Source organism: Liquorilactobacillus mali KCTC 3596 = DSM 20444 (assembly GCF_000260415.1).
Lineage (GTDB): Bacteria > Bacillota > Bacilli > Lactobacillales > Lactobacillaceae > Liquorilactobacillus > Liquorilactobacillus mali.
On record NZ_BACP01000011.1, the window covers coordinates 17,765 to 37,527 of the forward strand.

18 protein-coding genes are annotated in these 19,763 nt (G+C 37.8%); 14 read left to right on the top strand and 4 right to left on the bottom strand.

Going from position 1 to position 19,763, the window contains the following annotated elements; translation table 11 throughout:
* Positions 1 to 67 precede the first annotated feature (67 nt).
* The 7 genes from GSM_RS01960 (at position 68) to GSM_RS01990 (ending at position 8,249) form a co-directional block, all read left to right on the top strand.
* On the top strand, positions 68 to 1,429 hold the full coding sequence (locus GSM_RS01960; protein ID WP_010077731.1) for a cytosine permease: 1,362 nt from the start codon (positions 68 to 70) through the stop codon (positions 1,427 to 1,429).
* The gene (gene codA / locus GSM_RS01965; protein WP_010077732.1) at positions 1,430 to 2,668 is read left to right on the top strand and encodes a cytosine deaminase; all 1,239 of its coding nucleotides are present in this window, start codon (positions 1,430 to 1,432) and stop codon (positions 2,666 to 2,668) included.
* Positions 2,669 to 2,777: 109 nt separating this feature from the next.
* The gene (locus GSM_RS01970; protein ID WP_010077733.1) at positions 2,778 to 3,812 is read left to right on the top strand and encodes a zinc-binding alcohol dehydrogenase family protein; all 1,035 of its coding nucleotides are present in this window, start codon (positions 2,778 to 2,780) and stop codon (positions 3,810 to 3,812) included.
* A gap of 42 nt (positions 3,813 to 3,854) precedes the next feature.
* Positions 3,855 to 4,790, top strand: a complete 936-nt coding sequence (locus GSM_RS01975) for an NAD(P)-dependent oxidoreductase (RefSeq protein ID WP_010077734.1) — start codon at positions 3,855 to 3,857, stop codon at positions 4,788 to 4,790.
* 360 nt (positions 4,791 to 5,150) lie between these two features.
* Positions 5,151 to 5,708, top strand: coding sequence for an ECF-type riboflavin transporter substrate-binding protein (locus GSM_RS01980; RefSeq protein WP_003688985.1), 558 nt, complete (start codon positions 5,151 to 5,153; stop codon positions 5,706 to 5,708).
* Between the two features lies 1 nt (position 5,709).
* Positions 5,710 to 7,413: an ABC transporter ATP-binding protein gene (locus GSM_RS01985; protein ID WP_003688984.1), complete on the top strand. Its 1,704-nt coding sequence runs from the start codon at positions 5,710 to 5,712 to the stop codon at positions 7,411 to 7,413.
* On the top strand, positions 7,413 to 8,249 hold the full coding sequence (locus GSM_RS01990; protein ID WP_003688982.1) for an energy-coupling factor transporter transmembrane component T family protein: 837 nt from the start codon (positions 7,413 to 7,415) through the stop codon (positions 8,247 to 8,249). Before GSM_RS01985 ends, GSM_RS01990 begins: the two co-directional genes overlap by 1 nt.
* A 128-nt stretch (positions 8,250 to 8,377) precedes the next feature.
* Here the strand turns inward: GSM_RS01990 and GSM_RS01995 are convergent, their stop codons facing one another.
* Positions 8,378 to 8,944 carry an LOG family protein gene (locus GSM_RS01995; protein WP_003688979.1) on the bottom strand — a complete coding sequence of 189 codons (567 nt, stop codon included), beginning with the start codon at positions 8,942 to 8,944 and terminating at the stop codon, positions 8,378 to 8,380.
* A gap of 113 nt (positions 8,945 to 9,057) precedes the next feature.
* On the opposite strand from GSM_RS01995, the gene GSM_RS02000 reads away from it, so the two are divergent.
* From GSM_RS02000 to GSM_RS02030, 7 genes are all read left to right on the top strand, one after another.
* Positions 9,058 to 9,447 (top strand): fluoride efflux transporter FluC, encoded by a 390-nt coding sequence (locus tag GSM_RS02000; protein ID WP_003688977.1) that lies wholly within the window; start codon positions 9,058 to 9,060, stop codon positions 9,445 to 9,447.
* Positions 9,444 to 9,800, top strand: a complete 357-nt coding sequence (locus GSM_RS02005; RefSeq protein ID WP_003688975.1) for a fluoride efflux transporter FluC — start codon at positions 9,444 to 9,446, stop codon at positions 9,798 to 9,800. Before GSM_RS02000 ends, GSM_RS02005 begins: the two co-directional genes overlap by 4 nt.
* 292 nt (positions 9,801 to 10,092) lie before the next feature.
* Positions 10,093 to 10,854, top strand: coding sequence for an EAL domain-containing protein (locus GSM_RS02010; protein WP_003688974.1), 762 nt, complete (start codon positions 10,093 to 10,095; stop codon positions 10,852 to 10,854).
* A 239-nt stretch (positions 10,855 to 11,093) separates the two neighbouring features.
* Positions 11,094 to 12,257, top strand: coding sequence for a hydroxymethylglutaryl-CoA synthase (locus GSM_RS02015; RefSeq protein WP_010077735.1), 1,164 nt, complete (start codon positions 11,094 to 11,096; stop codon positions 12,255 to 12,257).
* Positions 12,258 to 12,382: 125 nt separating this feature from the next.
* Positions 12,383 to 13,273 carry a hypothetical protein gene (locus tag GSM_RS02020; protein ID WP_003688958.1) on the top strand — a complete coding sequence of 297 codons (891 nt, stop codon included), beginning with the start codon at positions 12,383 to 12,385 and terminating at the stop codon, positions 13,271 to 13,273.
* Positions 13,266 to 14,267 carry a hypothetical protein gene (locus GSM_RS02025; protein WP_003688956.1) on the top strand — a complete coding sequence of 334 codons (1,002 nt, stop codon included), beginning with the start codon at positions 13,266 to 13,268 and terminating at the stop codon, positions 14,265 to 14,267. Before GSM_RS02020 ends, GSM_RS02025 begins: the two co-directional genes overlap by 8 nt.
* Positions 14,268 to 14,290: 23 nt before the next feature.
* Positions 14,291 to 14,785, top strand: a complete 495-nt coding sequence (locus tag GSM_RS02030; RefSeq protein WP_003688954.1) for a hypothetical protein — start codon at positions 14,291 to 14,293, stop codon at positions 14,783 to 14,785.
* A gap of 210 nt (positions 14,786 to 14,995) precedes the next feature.
* Here GSM_RS02030 and GSM_RS02035 read toward each other — a convergent pair whose 3' ends face one another.
* From GSM_RS02035 to GSM_RS02045, 3 genes are read right to left on the bottom strand one after another with little or no spacing between them, the layout of a single operon-like run.
* A complete protein-coding gene (locus tag GSM_RS02035; RefSeq protein ID WP_003688952.1) occupies positions 14,996 to 15,925 on the bottom strand; it encodes a Ppx/GppA phosphatase family protein in 930 nt (309 codons plus the stop codon).
* A gap of 4 nt (positions 15,926 to 15,929) precedes the next feature.
* The gene (locus GSM_RS02040) at positions 15,930 to 18,089 is read right to left on the bottom strand and encodes an RNA degradosome polyphosphate kinase (RefSeq protein WP_003688951.1); all 2,160 of its coding nucleotides are present in this window, start codon (positions 18,087 to 18,089) and stop codon (positions 15,930 to 15,932) included.
* Complete coding sequence (locus GSM_RS02045) at positions 18,086 to 19,594, bottom strand: hypothetical protein (RefSeq protein ID WP_003688949.1); 1,509 nt, start codon at positions 19,592 to 19,594, stop codon at positions 18,086 to 18,088. Before GSM_RS02045 ends, GSM_RS02040 begins: the two co-directional genes overlap by 4 nt.
* Between the last annotated feature and the right edge of the window lie 169 nt (positions 19,595 to 19,763).

Consider the following 19,763-nt stretch of genomic DNA (forward strand, 5'->3'; position numbering starts at 1 on the left):
TTCTTCTCTAATTAATGAGATTATAATATACTTTAATATTAGATTGAGGAAGAGGAGAGGGATTGAAGTGAATAATGACAAAGAAAAGAGCTTAAGTATCTCCATTGAGGAGCGACGCACGTCAGCTTGGGATATGTTTGCAACATGGGTTGGTGCAAATGCTAACAATGGTACGTGGTATATCGGGGGAGTTCTTGCTGCGTGCGGTTTTGTTGCCGCAATGAATGTTTTGGTATTTTCGTCGGCTTTATCATATATATTTTTGTCTTTGATTGGCTTTATTGGTTATAAGACTGGTGTGTCAACGATGGGAATCAGTCGGGCATCGTTTGGAATACGCGGTAGTTTCTTGCCATCGTTAATTAATTTTACGCAATTTATTGGATGGACCGCAGTCAATACCTTTATCGCTGCGACATCGGTTAGCTATCTTTTACATGACTTAGTGGGGTTGCCTTTATTTGGAAATCCAGGCGGTAATACTGGAATGTTCTTAGGAATTGCGGTAATGAGTATTTTGCATATTATTAGTATTGCAAGTGGTTCGCGTTCTGTCCAATTGATTGAACGTATCGGAATAATACTTGTATTTATTTTTGTCTTTTGGGAGTCAATCATTGTATTCAAGACAGTATCACTTGATCAGATCGCTGCGTGGCATGTTCCTAGTAAGTTCAAAATGAATATTGGGGCGGCAATTGATACGGTTGCGGCGTTTAACCTCGCTTGGGTGACTGCTGGTGCTGATTTTACCCGCTTTACCAAGAAAAAGAGTAGTGCAACTGTGATGCCATTTGTTGGTGCATTGATTGGGGTACTTTGGTTTGCATTTATTGGTTTAGTTGCGACAATCAGTATTGCGGTTTCGTCTGGTGCATATGATCCGAACAATTCCGATCCAAGTGCTATTGCAAGCAAGTTGGGCCTTGGAATAATTGCCTTGCTTGTCATTATATTAACCAGTATGACTGCGAACGCCGTTAATCTGATGGCTGCAGGTTCGGCTCTTTCAAATGTTTTTCCAAGGTTGAGTTTGAAGGTTTCCTTATGGATTGTGGCTGTACTGGCTACTATTGTGACCTTTATTCCAATGATTATGGGTAGCTTCTTGGATGCCTTTACTGTTTTCCTTGATTATATTGGAATGGTTCTTGGACCAATCATCAGCATTGTTATAGTAGACTTTTATATTTTGAAGAAAAAAGAGTACAAGGTAAACGAATTAACGAAACAAAATGGATTATACTGGTATCGTGGCGGGATTAACTGGACTGCGATTATCACATGGGTAATTGGAGCAGTCTTTTTCTTTGTTTGGCAAAAAGTTGATTTCTTAAACTTGACAGTAGGTGCTACGTTTATCGACATGCTGCTTAGTGCGGTATTATACTTTGCTTTGATGAAGTTTTCTAAGAAAGGGAGAGATTAGATGCTAATCAGCAATGTTCATATTGAGAATGAACAAGATTTGAAAAGTATACGGATTGAGGATGGCAAGTTTGCTGCGATTGCTGCGGACTTGCAGCCCCAAGCCGGTGAAGAAGTAATTGATGGGGGAGGTCATCTACTATTACCGCCTTTTATTGATTCACACATTCACTTGGATGCAACTTTGACCGCAGGACAACCAGAATGGAATCAGACAGGAACACTCTTTGACGGAATTAGAATCTGGTCTGAACGTAAGAAGAGTTTGAGCATTCAGGATGTTAAAGAACGTGCCCGTAAAACAATTTATCGGCAAATTAAATTCGGAATACAGTTCGTTCGGAGTCATGTAGATACTACAGACCCTAATCTAATTGCCCTTCAGGCACTTCTGGAACTCAAAGAAGAGTTAAAAGATGTCGTTGACTTACAGTTAGTTGCTTTCCCGCAAGAAGGTATCCTGTCATTTCCTAATGGTAAGGAACTATTAGAGCAGGCTCTTAAAGAGGGGGCAGATGTTGTCGGCGGTATTCCTCATTATGAGTTTAATCACTTTTATGGTGCCGATTCACTTAAGTATCTGGTTGGACTGGCAGAGAAGTATGACACGCTGATTGATGTTCATTGTGACGAGATTGATGATCCAGCTACCCGTAATCTTGAGGTTCTTGCAACCTTGGCTTATGAAACGGGCTTGAAAAATCGTGTAACCGCAAGTCATACAACTGCCATGGGCTCATATAATGATGCATACACTTATAAGTTATTTAGATTATTAAAGATGGCAGAGATGAATTTTGTCTCTAATCCACTGGTCAACATGCACTTGGGAGGTCGTTTTGATACATATCCCAAGCGGCGTGGATTGACACGTGTTAAGGAACTATCAAAGGCGGGAATCAATGTATCTTTTGGTGAAGATGATGTGCAAGATCCATGGAGTCCTCTAGGTGATGGGAATATGCTGGACCCTGTCCATATGGGAGTCTATGCTGCACAATTAATGGGATATGAACAACTCCAATCTTCATATAAATATGTGACTTATAATGCGGCTAAGACTCTGCATATTAGTGAAAAATATGGGATCAAAGTTGGGTTGCCAGCAAACTGTATCTTATTAAATGGAGCGGACTTTTATAGTGTGTTGAATAGGCACGCGGAAGTTCTTTACAATATTAGGGGCGGCAAAGTTCTAGCTAAGACTATTCCAGCACATTCTGAGTTATTTATAAAGTAATAGATAATTTTAATTATCTCTTTGCCAAAATTAGTCAGTTAAAGTTGCCAAATTGTAAGTAAAGTTGCAATATAAGGGTATAGTTACTGAAAAGGAAGTGCAGATAGTTATGGTTGAGATGATGAATGCTGTTGGATACACAGAACATTTACCTATATCTGAGGAGAATAGCTTGTTTGACTTTAAGACAATTAAGCCAATTCCAAAAGGGCGTGACTTGCTAGTCAAGATAGAGGCAGTTGCAGTCAATCCAGTTGACATTAGTACTCGTAAGAATAAGAAAGAACAGCTAGATAAGGATCATCCAAGGATTCTTGGCTGGGATGCTTTGGGTGAAGTTGTTGGCCGTGGTGATGAGGCTCGCTTGTTTGAAAAAGGTGAACGTGTCTTTTATGCAGGTGCAATTGACCGTCCAGGTTCAAATGCTGATTATCAATTAATTGACGAGCGTCTTGTAGCACTCGCCCCAAAGAAGTTAACACAACAACAAAGTGTAGCAATGCCGCTAACTTCCTTAACAGCATGGGAGGCGTTGTTTGAAAAACTCCAGATATCAAGAACTAAAAGGATTGAGAATGCAAAGAAAACAATCCTGATTATCAACGGTGCCGGCGGTGTTGGATCGATTGCAACACAGCTTGCAGCTTGGGCAGGTCTTAAAGTTATTGCAACGGCTTCAAGAGAAGAGTCAATTCGCTGGACCCTGGCTCATGGTGCGATCGATACAATTAATCATAGAATTGATATGCCAACACAACTAAAAGAAAAAGGAATCGATGGAGTAGATTATATTCTACAGCTCAGTGATATCGATGGGCATTGGGCCGAGATGGCGAAGATGATTAAACCTAATGGTCGAATTACTTCAATCACAGGCAATCAAGAACCGCTTGATCTTGGTTTGTTAAAGCCTAAAAGTGTTACTTTTTCATGGGAATGGATGTACACCAAATCTTTCTACCAGTTGCCAGAAATGATTTCACAACACGAGATTCTTGAGAAAATTTCAACAATGCTGAATGATGGTGTCCTTAAGTCGACCGTGACGGAAGTATTACATGCTGTTAATGCTGAGACATTGCGTAAAGCACATGAAATGATTGAAACTAATCGAACAATTGGTAAGATTGTTATCTGCAATTAATAAAATTGCGTAGTACAAAAGCATGCTTTGGAGGGATTCTTAATGAAAAAAGCACTTATACTTGTGAGCATAAAAGACACTCAGTTGGAATATTTACGTGCTAAATACCCAACCGTTGAATTTACAACAGATGCCAGTGATTACTTGGATGCAGAGATTATACTTGGCTGGAAAATCTCTCAGGCAGATGAACTACTAAAAAGCAGGAAGCTCAAATGGGTCCAATCCAAGTCGGCCGGTGTCGACTATTTTCCACTGGAGGAATTTGCAAAGCGTAATATTAAGCTAACAACGGCTTCTGGTCTGCATTCACGCTATATTGCTGAAACTGTTGCTGCATATTTACTGATCGAGAATCGTGGATTAAGACCTATTATAAAGAATCCAGGTGCTTGGGATGAACCGGAAGTATATGAAACTTCCGAGCAAACAGCATTGATTTTTGGAACAGGTAACATCGGCAAGGAGATTGCACGATATTGTCACTTCTTTGAGATGAAAACTATTGGTGTTAATCGCCATGGAGCTGATGCTGGATTGGCAGATGATTTTGACAGGGTCATTACAATGGATGATTTTGAATCGGCCAAGGAGAAATATAATGCTGACTATGTCATAAATATTCTTCCAGGAACCAAGTACACTAATGGATTCTTTAATAAAAACAAGCTGGAGAAGATCAAACCTGGTTACTCGTTTATTAATGTTGGTCGCGGTACATCAGTAGTTACCTCGGATTTGACACAGCTTCTGTCCGATGACTATGTTAAGAGTGCATATCTGGATGTTTTTGAAGAAGAACCTCTAAAGAAAGATTCACCATTGTGGCATTCACCTAAAATCGTAGCAACTCCGCATATTTCAGGCCTGATGGCACACTTTAAGGATACATTTGTTCCTTTGTTTGATGATAATCTTGAGAAGTATCTCGCAGACAAGCCATTACACAATTTAGTTGATTTAGATGCGGGGTATTAGAGTGACTGTATTGATTTTGTTGGCTATTTATTGTAGAATTACAACATTGAATTCTTAATATTGACTGTGAGAGAATAAGTAATCTTCGGATTTTCACAAGAGAGTCGCGCTAGCTGTAAAGCGATGTCAATCTGGAGACGAATAATGGTTCTTTAGAAGTCTGAGATGGTGAGTTGAATTAGTAAATAAGCCATTATCCGAGTGATACTCGTTATTAATCTTAGATAATTTAAGGGACCAGTATGGTCTGAAGATTGGTGGTACCGCGCTTGTGCGCCCTTTCAGCTGAAGGGCGCTTTTTTAATCCAGTTAATTTGAGAAGAATAAATAATTTATTATTAATAAGGGGATGTGTTACTGATGTCAAATAAGAATAGATCTGTTCAAACCGTTGTAGCTACGGGAATTGGCGCCGCAATTATTTTTGTCTTAATGAAGTTTATCGCTATTCCAACTGGTATCTCAAATACTCAGGTAAATGTGGCTGAAGGATTTTTGCCGTTATTAGCTGCAATTTATGGACCAGTTGCGGCGGGGCTGGCAATGTTTATCGGACATGCTTTAAATGACTTTGTTACCTATGGTTCTCCTTGGTGGACATGGGTCATCGTTGACGGTTTGGTCGGAGTTGCTTTTGGTTTGTTCAAACGTCAACTAGATATCCAAAGTGGTAAAATTTCAGTTAGTAAATTAGTTCTTTTCAACGTCTATCAAGTTGTTGTTAACTTTGTTGGCTGGGTTCTTCTTGCTCCAACAGGTGATATTTTGATTTATCATGAACCAGCAGGCAAAGTATACGTTCAAGGACTTGCAGCTTGGTTATTGAATAGTATCTCTGTAGCAGTTATTGGTACAGTTCTCTTGGTATTATATGCAAAAACAAGAACAAAACGTGGCAGTTTGAAGAAGGAAAAGTAAAATGGTAGAACCACTGATCAGTTTCAAAGATTTCTCATTTAAATATGATTCACAAGCTGAAGATACATTGAAACATATCAATCTTGATATTTATCCCGGTGAAAAGGTCTTGATAGCCGGTGCATCAGGCTCTGGCAAATCCACACTTGGGCGTGTTATCAATGGACTGATTCCTCACGCATATCCAGGTACGATTAGTGGCTCCTGTGTTGTTAATGGAAAGGAGGTTGCTGATAGTTCATTATTTGATCTATCTTTTGATGTGGGAACTGTATTACAAGATTCCGATAGTCAATTTGTGGGCTTGACAGTTGCGGAAGATATGGCATTTTCACTTGAAAATGATCAAGTGTCCCAAGCCGAGATGAAAAGCGCGGTTTCTAAGTGGGCAAAAACATTGCAACTCAATGAGTTGTTGAAGAATTCACCACAAGAAATCTCTGGGGGACAGAAACAACGTGTTGCAATGGGAGGTGTCCTGATAGATGAAAGTCAAGTTTTATTATTTGACGAACCGCTTGCTAGTCTAGATCCAGCAGCTGGGCTTGCCTCAATGAAGCTAATTGATGAACTGGCAACAAAACAGAGCTTGACAGTGGTGCTTATTGAGCATCGAATTGAAGAGGTCTTGCATGCGAATATTGATAGATTAGTAGTGCTGCGTGATGGTGAAATCGTCGCAAACGATAGTCCGAACAAGATTCTTGAATCGGAAGAGCTTGTTGGACTTGGACTAAGAGAACCGTTATACTTGAGCGTTCTTAGACGTGCTGGAATTGCAATAACGGATTGTCGGCAGATTGGTCATGCTGAAACAATCACTAATCCTGCAATTGCCGAGAGCTTGAAGTCATGGACTAAGGGTGCAAAACTAACATATGCAGATAAAAAAATGACAAGTTTATTGGAACTACGGGATATAAAATTTGCCTATGGTGCTGGCAAAAATGTAATTGATGGCTTGAATCTGATTGTTCATCAAGGTGAAATAATTAGTCTTGTTGGTCAGAATGGGACTGGTAAGTCGACCCTAAGCAATTTGATTACAGGCTTCTTGACGCCGGATAGCGGCAAAATATTATTTGCTGGAGAAGATATGGCTGATCTGTCAGTCAAAGAACGTTCTGAAAAAATCGGGTATATTTTGCAGGATCCTAATCAGATGATTTCTAAAACGACTGTTTTTGAAGAAGTTTCTTCTGGATTGGTGTTGCGAGAAATTTCAAACGAAGAGATTCAAACGCAGGTCAACGAAGTTTTGAAAATTTGCGGTTTATATGAAATGCGTCATTGGCCAATCTCGGCACTCAGCTTTGGCCAGAAGAAACGCGTTACGATTGCAGCAATTCTTGTGCTTGATCCAAAGATGCTGATCCTCGATGAACCAACTGCAGGGCAAGATTTCAGGCATTACACTGAAATAATGAGCTTTTTGGAAAAAGTATGTGCTGAAAAAGATCTGACAGTCATCCTGATTACCCATGATATGCACTTAATGCTTGAATATACTACGAGAACGATTGTCTTGGATGCTGGACATGTAATCATGGATGATACTCCAGCAAAGGTATTGACTAGTGATAACATATTGCAGCGAGCATCTCTTGCAAAGACAAGCCTATATACGCTGGCTAGCCGCTTTGGATTACCGTCGGCGGATGATTTTGTTGCAAAGTTCATTGAGTCGGAAAGGCGGATGAGATAATGTCTAAAAACCTTTTTGTCGGCTATAACGAACGTGATACATTCATGCATCGTTTGAGTGGCAGCACCAAGTTAATTGGCTTTGTCAGCTTGTCCATCATTGGGATGGTAACTTTCGATACACGTTTTCTATTAGGTATTTTTTTGTTTTCAATAATTTTATTTTGGAAATCACAGATTAAGCTTAGCGAGATTTCCTTTATTTTGAAAGTAATCATAGCTTTTGCTGCTTTCAATATTTTCTTGGTATATGTTTTCTCACCAGGATATGGGATTTCTATTTATGGAAGTCATCACATGATACTTGGAAACCCAAATCAATTTTTTAATCTATCTTGGGAAGAATTACTCTATCTTTTCAATGTATTATTAAAATATACGTTTGCTGTTCCATTGGCTCTAATTTTCTTATTGACCACTGAACCGAGTGAATTCGCAGCTAGTCTTAATAAGATTGGGGTCTCTTATCGAATCAGTTACTCAGTGGAGATTACATTAAGGTACATTCCAGATGTTCAACGTGATTACCGAACTATTAGTTTGGCCCAACAGGCACGTGGTTATGAGATTTCTAAGAAGGCCAATCTGATAACAAGAGCAAAGGGAGCGGTTCAGATTATTTTGCCGCTGATTTTTACAAGTTTGGACCGAATCGAGACTGTCAGTCAGGCAATGTCGCTAAGACGTTTCGGGCGGCATAATAAACGTACATGGTACATGGCCCGGCGCTTTGAAATGGCGGACTACTTGGCATTTTTTGTAATTTTTCTGATTGTAATCGTTGGAGTCCTGCTGTTTAAGGTCAATAATGGGCGCTTTTGGAATCCATTTAATTAATTTTTCGTCAGCTATAATATATGTTAACGATAAAAAGAAACCTCAAGCTTATACATTGGTAAATTTTAGCCGAGGTTTCTTTTTTGATTTTAGAATAAATATTTATGAGTAATGAAAGGTAAGATAAATTATAGATAACTGCGCAGTCTTGGTGGAGAATATGTATTGACAAACGTTACAGCTTCACTAAGTGATTTTGCAAAACACAACTTATTCAGGTGATCAGTGCTTAAGAAATCGTTATCTACCATTTCATTAAAGAATTGCTCGAGCAAGTCATAATAATGATCAATATTCAATAGCACACAAGGACTAGGGTTGTCACCAATACGAGCCCATGAATATGCTCCAGCGATTTCTTCGAGCGTTCCGGCCCCTCCAGGAAGTGCAAGACAGATATCTGCTAGTTCGAGCATTCTTTTTTTACGTAGAGACATGTCAGGAACAACTTCGAGTTTTGTGATACCTACAAGGGCAACGCCACGATCGAATAAGTTTTGCGGAATTATACCTGTGACTTTTCCACCATTATCCAAGACTGTATTGGCTAAAATACCCATCAGGCCATATTTTCCGCCGCCGTAAACCAATTCATAATTATTTGAAACTATCCATTTGGCAAGTTCAATAGTTGCTTGTTTAAAATGCGGATTGTTGCCAGTTGATGCACCACAATATACTGCAATTTTTTTCAAATAAATCACCTCATAGTCATTGATTATCTTATCTTAGCATATAATACTACTATCGTATTAGCAATGGAACGTAACGATTAAATTTGCTTCAAATATTGAGGAGGAATAATAAAATGAGTTTTAAAAACATTGCAAGTGTAGCCTTTTTTGGATTTATAGGCGGAAGTTTCCGTTATTTGCTCGGAGTCTGGTTTGATTTTAACGGAACTATCATTGTTAATATTATTGGCTGTTTCTTGCTAGCATTTTTAACATACTTCTTACTTGAGTCGCAGACCCCAGCTTCCTGGATTACACTTGGATTGGGAACTGGGTTAATTGGTTCCTTTACGACTTTTTCAAGCTTTTGTTTGGATACCGTTAAGATTGCAGAGTTACATTTACATACATATATGATTGTCTATCTAATAATAAGTATCGTTGGCGGTTACTTGAGTGCCTTTTGCGGCATGAAGCTAGGTAGGTTGAGTGGTCGTAGTATGAAACGGGGGAATAGAATGTGATTTATTTTGTAGGAATTGGGGCAGCTTTAGGATCTGTTTTGCGATATTTAATTACTACAACAATTAAAAAGAATTCACGAACGATTTGGCCGACAGCAACATTGTTAATTAATTTATTAGGTTCATTTTTGTTAGGCATATTATATGGTTTATCAACGATTAAAGCTGCGTATTTAATAATAGGGGTTGGTATATTAGGAGGCTTTACGACATTTTCAACGATGAACGTAGAAATTTTAGGATTGATCGAAAGTAAAAAGCGTATATATGCATGGTGGTACATAAGTATCAGCTATATTTGTGGTATCATTTTATCTGTCCTAGGTGTTATTATGGGTAACATGGTGAAGTAACGTGAAGTAGTAACATTGGATGTCACTAAGAGAGAGCATAATTTATAGATAATCAGGGACAGGGTATTTAAAATTTAATTTTACTTCCGATACTAGTCATAAGGAACTAAATAATTATCTAATTTCAAACTAATAAATATTCATTTAAATGAGTTTGTGTGTATAATACTCTTAGGTAAAGATTTTCTCTAATCTTTGGTTATATGTGCGCCAATTTTTAGTAGGATAATATCGAAAGTTGTGTTGCTTGGACCTCTGATTTTATAATTATATCTCTAAAAGGAATGGTCAGATGACAGAATATAAGGTTCATATATTAGACGAATTGAAACAATTTTATTTAGTTTGCCAACCTATTGTAAGGATTCAAGCAAACCAATTGATTGAATCGGTTGCTGACTACGAGGTTTTGATTCGTTCTAGAAGAAATGATAAGTTTCCCTTTGAAACTTTTAGAAAATTGATTGAAAGTGAAACTTACAATGATATTTTTATTAAGTGGTTTGAGAAGGAATTTAGGTATCTGCTGCAGAAATTTCCAGATTATAAGTTTGATATCAATATCGACCCACAACAATTTAAATATCCTAGAACGTGGGTTTTTATAAATAATATTTCAGATGAACATCAAAGAATTGCCATTGAAATTACTGAAGCTATCCCGCTCAATAAAGAATTTGCGACACAGGATGAATTTTTCGAAAAGTCACCACTGCCTGTATTAAAAAAGATTGGTTTTAAGACCGTAATAGATGATATTGGTACTGGACAGAATTCACTTCAATTTGTATCCAATAATCTGCAAAACATTGACAGATTAAAGATTTCTCTAGTTGCTTTTAGGGGATTAAGAAGTGATATCATTTATCGATTTTTAGAAGCATGGTGTAATCTGGCAAACAAGTATAATTTTGAATTTGTCGTTGAGGGAATTGATAATAAGATTACCGCAAAAAATCTGGTTTCCGGTGGCCTTATCATGCAGCAAGGTTTTTTCTGGCAAGAGCCGCATGTATTAAAAAATGCTGCAAAAATGCTAAAAAATATTTACTGAGTGCTTCTAGTTTGATCTAGGTGTACGCTATTTGTTGGGTGTGTGGGAAAATTTTTTAGAAGTTGTTGAAGTAAATGAAAAATGAAGTAAATGAAAAATTATAAGGCATTCAATTGTTGATGTCCTAAAAGAAAGATTTATCAGTGATTTTGCAGAAGTTTCTAGTGGAATTTTACCATTAGAGGCTTTTTTTCGTGTATTATTAAGTTAACAGTTATCAGGAACAAGGAGTGAAACTAATGAAAATTGGGATTGATAAAATTGGTTTTGCCACATCGGACTTATATTTGGACATGGTGGACTTAGCAAATGCGCGTCACGAAGATCCGAATAAATATCTGATTGGTATTGGGCAATCCAAGATGGCGGTAATTAGGCCAACACAAGATGTTGTAACAATGGCAGCAGCAGCAGCAAAAAAGATTATCTGCCAAGAAGACAAAGAAAAAATAAGTTATGTTATCTTTGCAACAGAATCTGGAGTAGATAATTCGAAGAGTGCTGCGATATATTTAGCCGATTTGTTAGGACTTAAGCTAAATATTCGGACAATTGAGGTGAAACAAGCCTGCTATGGAGCAACTGCTGCACTTCAACTTGCAAAGGGGTACGTAGCACTAAACCCTGAGAGTAAGGTCTTGGTAATTGGGGCTGACAATGCTCGCTATGGGGTTAAAACGCCAGGTGAGCCAACACAAGGTGGGGGCGCGATTGCCATGATTATCGGTAGTGATCCCAAGATTCTCGAATTGGAAAATGAGACTTCAGCATACGCAAAAAATATTATGGACTTTTGGCGTCCATTGGGGCATTCTAAAGCCTTAGTGGATGGTAAGTATTCTTCTGGGGTATATCTTGATTTTTTGAAAAATGTCTGGGATGAACAACTTAAAAGGACAAACTATCAATTGCAAGATTATGGGGCATTGCTTTTTCACCTGCCATACACCAAGATGGGGTTAAAGGGTCTCAGACAAATTCTGCAGGATGCTACAGCTGAAGACAGCACACGATTGATCAGAGAATTTGAATATGCAAGACAGTTCAACTGCGAAGTTGGGAATCTCTACACAGGTTCTCTTTACCTGAGTTTCTTGTCGTTGCTCGTCAATAGTACTTCGATTAAAAGCGGTGATCGGATTGGATTCTTCAGTTACGGATCGGGTGCACAAGCCGAATTCTTCACTGGTATTTTACAGCCTGATTATCAGAAGGGACTTGCGGGAGTCGACTATTGGGCAATACTAAATAAACGCCAGTCTGTTTCCGTTATAGAATATGAGGATCTTTTCGAAAGACATGTCTTTGATATAGAAAATATTGAACTAGATTATCAAGCTGACAAGTCTGCTTTTCTTTTGGCAGGTATTCACAACTATAAACGAAAATATTTAAGTCGCTAAATCACATATACTGGGGGTTTTAGGATTAGAATGTTATAATTATACTGGAGTTGCTTATTCTTATTAGAGATTGAGAAGCAAACATAAATTATAAATAGAAATTGTGATTGTAAGGGGAGATTATTTTGGCAAATAGTAATACGGTGAGTGACAGAGAGCACGTGCAAGCAACACAAGAACTCTCAAAGGCTGTTGCCAACAAGATTCGCTATCTGCAGACATTGGCAACGGCGATAGATAATAAAGATGACCGTTTGGTGTATCAATTGATCGATGGTGACCGCTACTCGGAACAAATCGTTCAAGCAAAGCATGGCAGTGCGGATACTGATAATGAGAATCTTGTAAGTGATATCGCAGCCAAATTAGGCCAGTATTTGAGCGCCAATCTCTTAGCTTATTTGGCAGAAACATATCCATTTTTTTACTTTGAACAGATTGGTTTGGGCAAATTTCAGTTTTATTTTGGCAACTGGTGGGATCGTCGACTCTTTGGCGAACTAGATGTTATCAAAGTTCAATTTATTTTTGATTCAACTGAATATGAAAAGCTGAGAAGGGCATTTGAATTAGAAGGTCAAAGCAAACGATTGAACAGTGATAAGATCAGCATGTTGTCAAGCCAAGCAGATCAGCTGCAAGCATTGATTGATTCGCAAGAACAAAGAGATGCTGAAAAAGAAAAAACAAGATTACAGTTAAAGAAGCTTGCACAGGAAAAGGTTATGCCGTGGGAAGCTTCCAAAGCAAAAGAAGCTAAACAGCAGCTTATTAATCAACTTTCAAACTTGACTGAACAGGATGAAAAAGCACAAGATGCATATCGTTTGATCAAGGATAATGAGAAAAAAGTACTTGAGTTATCGAAAGAAGACACATTGATCGGCTACGAGAAACAGAGCATTATTGCTAAATTTGGTAGCTTTGATGCTTTCGAAGCTCGTTGTGAATCCCTATATCGTGATTACATTGCCGATTTAATAGCGACAAACGGGAGGAAGAATACGAATGAGTAGAGAGTATGAAAAACCAACCGAAGTTTTTAAACCACATAACAGTGCAGATGTTGAACCAATTGAAAATGCCACAACCTTAAGTACTTCTGGCCGTCTAATTTCCTATAATGATCAGCTAAAAGATAGCCTTGAAAATGGATATAATTTTACAAAGTTGCTAGATCAGTTGATTACGACAACAAGTACAGAGGAATTATTTGAAGCTGCACAAGCTCTGAGTACATATCAATTGGATACTGCATATTTGACTTTTCCGCAGCAGTATAGCCAGTCTGATTTCTATCTAATCTTCATTAATCGACTGTTAGCACTCCATGACAGAGAGCGTGTGATCTTACAATCATCTGACCGATACAATGAACTCTATCATGAATTTCCAGGAATTAATTCAGCTGGTTACTTCATTTTTAAGCTAGAGAACACAGTTCAAGGCGGAGCATACTACACAGAAAAGACAACTGGCGAGGCTCTATTTTATTTGAATTTTGAGAAGCATGTATTGAGGTTCAATAGCCGTGCCGTGACCCAATTATTATTGGTCGAGTATCATGAAAAAATCAGCCAGGATGCTATTAAAGGTTTTGAAAATTATTTGCTTGATATTGGTAATTTCTTGAAAGAAGATTATGGCTTTGATGTAGACTTTACGCTGCTTGATCCTTCCAATAGCGCAGTTTATCAATTAGCAGATCCAAATCTTCCAAATTCAATCATTGATCGTTTATTCGTTGAAGCAGCAAATGGCGGCAGAATGCTCGAATTGGGGGAGAATAGCTCACCAATTCTTAAACTCGATAGTGGAACAGTCATCGAATTGTTTGAACAACATAATTATGAAGACGATAGTGATTTGGGTTGGGGTATCAAAGTTTATGATCAGCAACACAAAATTGGTTGGTTTGATGTGCTGTTGCGCTATGAGTTCTTGAGGTCATGGTATCTTGAGAATTTGAATACGCTAGAGATACAGTCAGATGCTCTTTATTTTAATTAGAATAAGTATGAGGCTCTTTAATAATGGATATAAAAAAACTAACTGATGCAGTACGTTTTCGTGAAGTCGCTCATGATTATAGAATAGAACAAAGGATTCCCGCTAATAAGCTGATGAATGCCTATTTTGAACTGAACTATTGCATAGGAAATCTTTTTAAAAGATCAGTCGTTACTGATAATATTGAAGAGGATTCTGAGGCAATCTTGGATTTGTATTGTGAAGCACTGGTTTCCTTTTTTCAGGTAGCTAATCACAAAAAATGGACATATTTGCTATTAGTGTCTGATGAGCAGCTGCATGAACTTGAAGGCAAATGGAAAACACAATCTTTTGCAAAAATTTATCTGATTTTACAAAAGCTGCTCAATCAGAGTTATTTTGAACATCAACCCAACTCATTTCAACATGCTTGGCATATCTTCTTGAAATTCGGGGTTGTCGAGTTGAGCTTGCCATTGAATCAGATTGAAGAAAGATTTCTGAGCTTGTATGGCAAGAACAGTGCTGATTCTTAGCACGAGTTTGCAAAATAAAATTTTTAGATGGGTACAAAAAAGAAGCTAGGTCAAAATTTTGACATAACTTCTTTTTACTTAGTATAAATTTGTTTCATAAGTCGAACTATAAATTATATAGAGTAAGTAGTACCCAACTCTGAATTTGCTAACTTTAATTTATAAAGTGTACTCATTTGAATGTTTATCTGATTCTAAAGGTACTAAATATCATTTCTTTTTCTTGTCCATAAAATCAAACAATGCACCTTCACGCAATCCATGATTCGAAAATAGTATTTGTGGAATATGTAGTGTTCGCATGATTAGAGAAATTGGTGTAAGCCCACCTACGATAACATCAGCACGTGCCTTAGCTAGTCCAGGAATCTTTTCCCTTTCGCTCTTATCCAAGTCTACCAATTCAGCAAAAATATCAAAAGCGGCATCACTGCTTAATATAAATCCATGAACATCTGGGGGATTTTCGGCATCAATTTTACGGCGTGCAATCTTTGCTAAGGTACGATTACTTCCCCCAAGAACCACAAGCTTGGTTCTATGAGCCTCTACTAGCCAATCAACGCCTGTCAAAGCTTTTTCCACATCGGTCATCGCAAGGAATAATTCAGAAGCCTTAATCTTGTTATCGAGGTTGAAAGCTTGGGAAATAGTTACAGATCCGAATGGGAGACTTATCAAATGAGCAACTTGATTTTGCTTTACCAGAATCAGTTCTGTACTTGCACCACCCGTATCCATAATTAGACACTCTTCACCGACATCTAAAGTTCGGGTTACACCCAAGAAATCTAAGTAGGCTTCGCGTTCGCCTGTGATTACTTCAAAATCGATACCGACCTTTTCTTTTACAAGTTGTAAGAATTCGGCTTGATTGGTAGCGGCCCGAACAGCCGCAGTTGCTAACGCCTCAATATGAAGATGAGGAAGCTTTTCGTAAACTTTTTCAAATTTTACAAGTGCTTCCAGTGTCCGCTTAATGGGTTCTTCTTGGAGAACTTTTTCTGCACCCATGTTTTCTGAAAGTCGAACCATTTCTTTTAATTGGTGAGTAACCTCGGTTGTACCATCATCTTTGATCTGAGTTATAGTCATTCTGACTGAATTAGATCCAAGGTCAATCACCGCAAAATTAATCATTTCTTTACTCCTCCTTGTCACTACCAGGGAGACGTGCAGAACCGTCATGATGGGTCATTGGAATAAAAGTTGAGGTATTTCTTTTTTCTGCGCGTTGCTGGTCCAGTAGTAATTGATTTTTTCGTTCTGCCTCTTTTATAAAGTGTTCTTGTGCGTTCAGACGTGTGTGGCCGCGACGGTCTATATGTGTGAAAATATCTCCATGCAACATACGCGTCTTTACATTATCATCCCACATTGTCCCAAAAATTGAAATGATTTTGTGCCTGATATTGTCATCAAGAGCAGGAAACAACAATTCGACCCTGCGATTAAGATTTCTTGTCATCATATCGGCACTAGAAAGATAGACATCTTCATTTCCTTCATTATAGAAGTAATAGATACGACTGTGCTCAAGAAAACGTCCAACAATTGAGTGTACTTCTATGTTATCACTGACTCCTGGAATTTCTGTTTTTAGGCAGCATATTCCACGGACAATCAGTTGAATTTTAACACCAGCCTCAGAAGCCTTGTACAAGTGTTCAATAATTTTTTGATCGGACAAAGAATTCATCTTCATCTTAATGACAGCCTTGTGACCTGATTTTGCAGCCAAGATTTCATCGTCAATCTTTTTATCAATGAATGTTCGAATACGTTTGGGAGAAATATGCAATTTATGGAAATACGGTGGTTCTGAATAACCTGAGAGCATGTTGAATAAATTAGAGGCATCAGTTCCAATATCATTATTAGCAGTGATAATCCCCATATCTGTATAGAAGTTAGCAGTCACATCGTTATAATTACCAGTTCCAAGGTGAATGTACCTCCGAATTCCATCATCATCATGACGAATAACTAAGGCAATCTTACAGTGTGTCTTTAATCCAACAAGGCCATAAATAACATGGCAGCCCATCTTTTCAAGTTGTTTAGCCCAGCGAACATTATTTTCCTCATCAAATCTGGCCTTCACCTCAACGAGTACCGTAACTTGTTTGCCATGCTGTGCTGCAAGTCCAAGATAATTAATAATCGGTGACTTGCCGGAAACACGATAAAGAGTCATTTTGATTGCTAATACATTTGGATCGGTTGCAGCCTGACCAATGAAGTTCACGACTGAGTCGAAGGAATCATACGGATGGTGCATGAACAAATCTTTTTTTCTGATAGCTGTGAAGAAATTTTTGTTATTTGATAGGGATGGTTCGACAAATGATCTGAATTTTGAGTATCTTAACTCAGGATGCCCCTCTACCAAGTTAGGTAATTTCTTTAAGAAGGTTAGATCAACTGGTCCATTAACTTCATAGACTGCTTTTTTATCGACGTCTAATGTTTCAATCAATCTTGTTTTTAAACGGTTATGCATCGAATTTTCGATTTCTAAGCGCATCACTCCGCCATGTTCACGTTTTTTCAATTGCCGTTGAACTTCTCGCAGCAAGTCAGAAGTATCTTCTTCAGCAACATCCAAGTCCATATCACGAATCACGCGGTACGTAGAAGCATCGCTGACCTTGTACCCAATGAAGAGACTGCCAATGAATTCCTTGATAATATCTTCAAGCAGCATGAAAGTATTATCTTCATGCGGTAATCTGATAATTCTTGCGAAGACGTCGGGAATCCTAACGGTTGCAAAGCGCCGGTTTTTCTTGTTATCAGTTTCATGGAGACGTACTGCAATATTCAATGAATTATTACTGATGAAAGGGAAGGGACGAGACGAATCATCAGCTAAAGGTGTCAAAACAGGATATAATTCATCATTAAAGTAGCGCTGAATGAATTTATATTGTTCTTCAGTAGTCTCTGATGGGGCAATTATCTTGATATTGCTTTTTTCCAGCTGCGGAATCAGCGAGCGGTTGTATGTTGTATAGCGTCGTGTAACCATCTCTTGTTCTTTTTCATTAATTTTGTCGATTTGTTCTTTAGGGGTCATTCCTGAAGCGTCGGTAGTTTTAATGTTTACAGAATACATTTTGTTTAGGGAAGCAACTCTAACCATGAAGAATTCATCGACATTACTTTGTGTAATCCCAAGAAAATTTGCGCGTTCAAGTAGTGGGTTCTCAGAATCGCGTGCTTCCTCAAGAACACGCTCGTTGAATTCCAACCAACTTAATTCGCGATTTTTGTAATAACTTTGCTTATCAAATTTACTCATTGTGATTGCCTCCGTTGTTTTAAAATTGCCTTCAAACCAAATACTTTTTCAAAAAGTTCTGCCTTATTACTAAAAGACCACTGTTCTAAGGCAATATTTTGATTTGAGTATGCAAAAATAATTAATTCTGTTTCGCGCAATGATACTGATATTTTGCGAATCTTTTCTTCTCGTGAGTCATCTAAAGCGTCAGCAATACGTAAGAAAGAAGATAACTTGGCTACTTTCATTTGGACATCTGGATCGAGATTCTTAAAATGAGTATCACTTGAAGATGGTGATTCACTACTATGATAACGTGCTATTTCAGCAATAATCAAATTTTCAGTATCTGACAGACCTAGGACCTTTGTAGACTGCAAGATGTAGGCAGAATGATTATAGTGACCCTGTTGATTGATATAGTTACCAATATCAGCGAGAATACAGGATACTTGCAGCAACAGCCGTTCTCTCTGACCAAGATGATGCAGCTTCTTTAATTGATCGAATAGATGCATAGCAATCAAAGTGACGTTTTTTCTATGTGATTTGCTTGTAAGATAACGGGTAGCCATGTTTTCAGCTGTGGTCAAGATTAATTCATCGAAGTTTTGTTTTCTTAATCCGATACGTTGAGCACGTTCGATTGCCAAACCGTCGGAAACCGTGATATCCGTCAAAATAATATTACGTGGTTTAGTTAATTTCACGATCTTGTGCAACAATAAAAAATATGAGGTGACACTTGTTATCACATTTTCATCAACTTCAAAATAATCCATCAAGAATTGGTCAGAAGCATCAGTGACTTTCCGATAGAGATTGTTAAATTCTTCAAGCGGCATTGTATAGGAAGTCTGATCATATGGGATGAATTTCTTATTAATTATTAATGCGTCTTGTAAAATCAAGTTAGATGGCATTGTTTGATTTGCGAAAACATGCTTAAGATGTTCAAGCTTGCTCCCAATATAATCATCGAGCACTGCGATTGGGTTGTTCATATTAGGCTTTAATGCCACATTAACATCGTAAAGCTGCGCTGAGCCTAAATCGATATTCCAAGTAGAGGTAAACTTGTGGTTACTGAATTGAGACAAGGAGACGCGTTCAGAACCAAGACTCAGTAAGAATGTCAGGGATGAACTGATTTTTTTAAAATTATCTAGGTGAGTGATAATTGCGGCAGCTTTATAATAGGTTAGTTGGCTTGTGTTCAGCCAGTGCACTTTTAATGTTGTACGAACATAGATTTGCTCACCTAAGTAGCGGGCACTAATATCATCTAAAGATTGCTGGTTACCCCAAAAACGATAATTTTTGACACTATATTCCTTTAGAATGAGTAAGAAACCATTAAGTGCCATCGTAATAGCTTGGACGTTGTGTTGATATTCATATGTGTGGTTACTGTAAAAATTGGACGTAACATCTTCTACGATTGAGAAATCGTTCAAATCAACGATAGAGAGTTTAAGTTGTCTAGGAGTCATATAAATGATACCGTATAGTTTCTTTACCACAATATTCACCTCAAATTTAAGTTTCTAACTCAATATTAACAATTTTTTACTTTTTTTAAAAGAAAGACTATGTAAAGAATAGGTAACTAGAGTTCCATACACAGAAGGAACCATTTGGTAAATTAATTATGCTGTAATAAAAATATTTTATTTATCTGTTCAGGAAAGT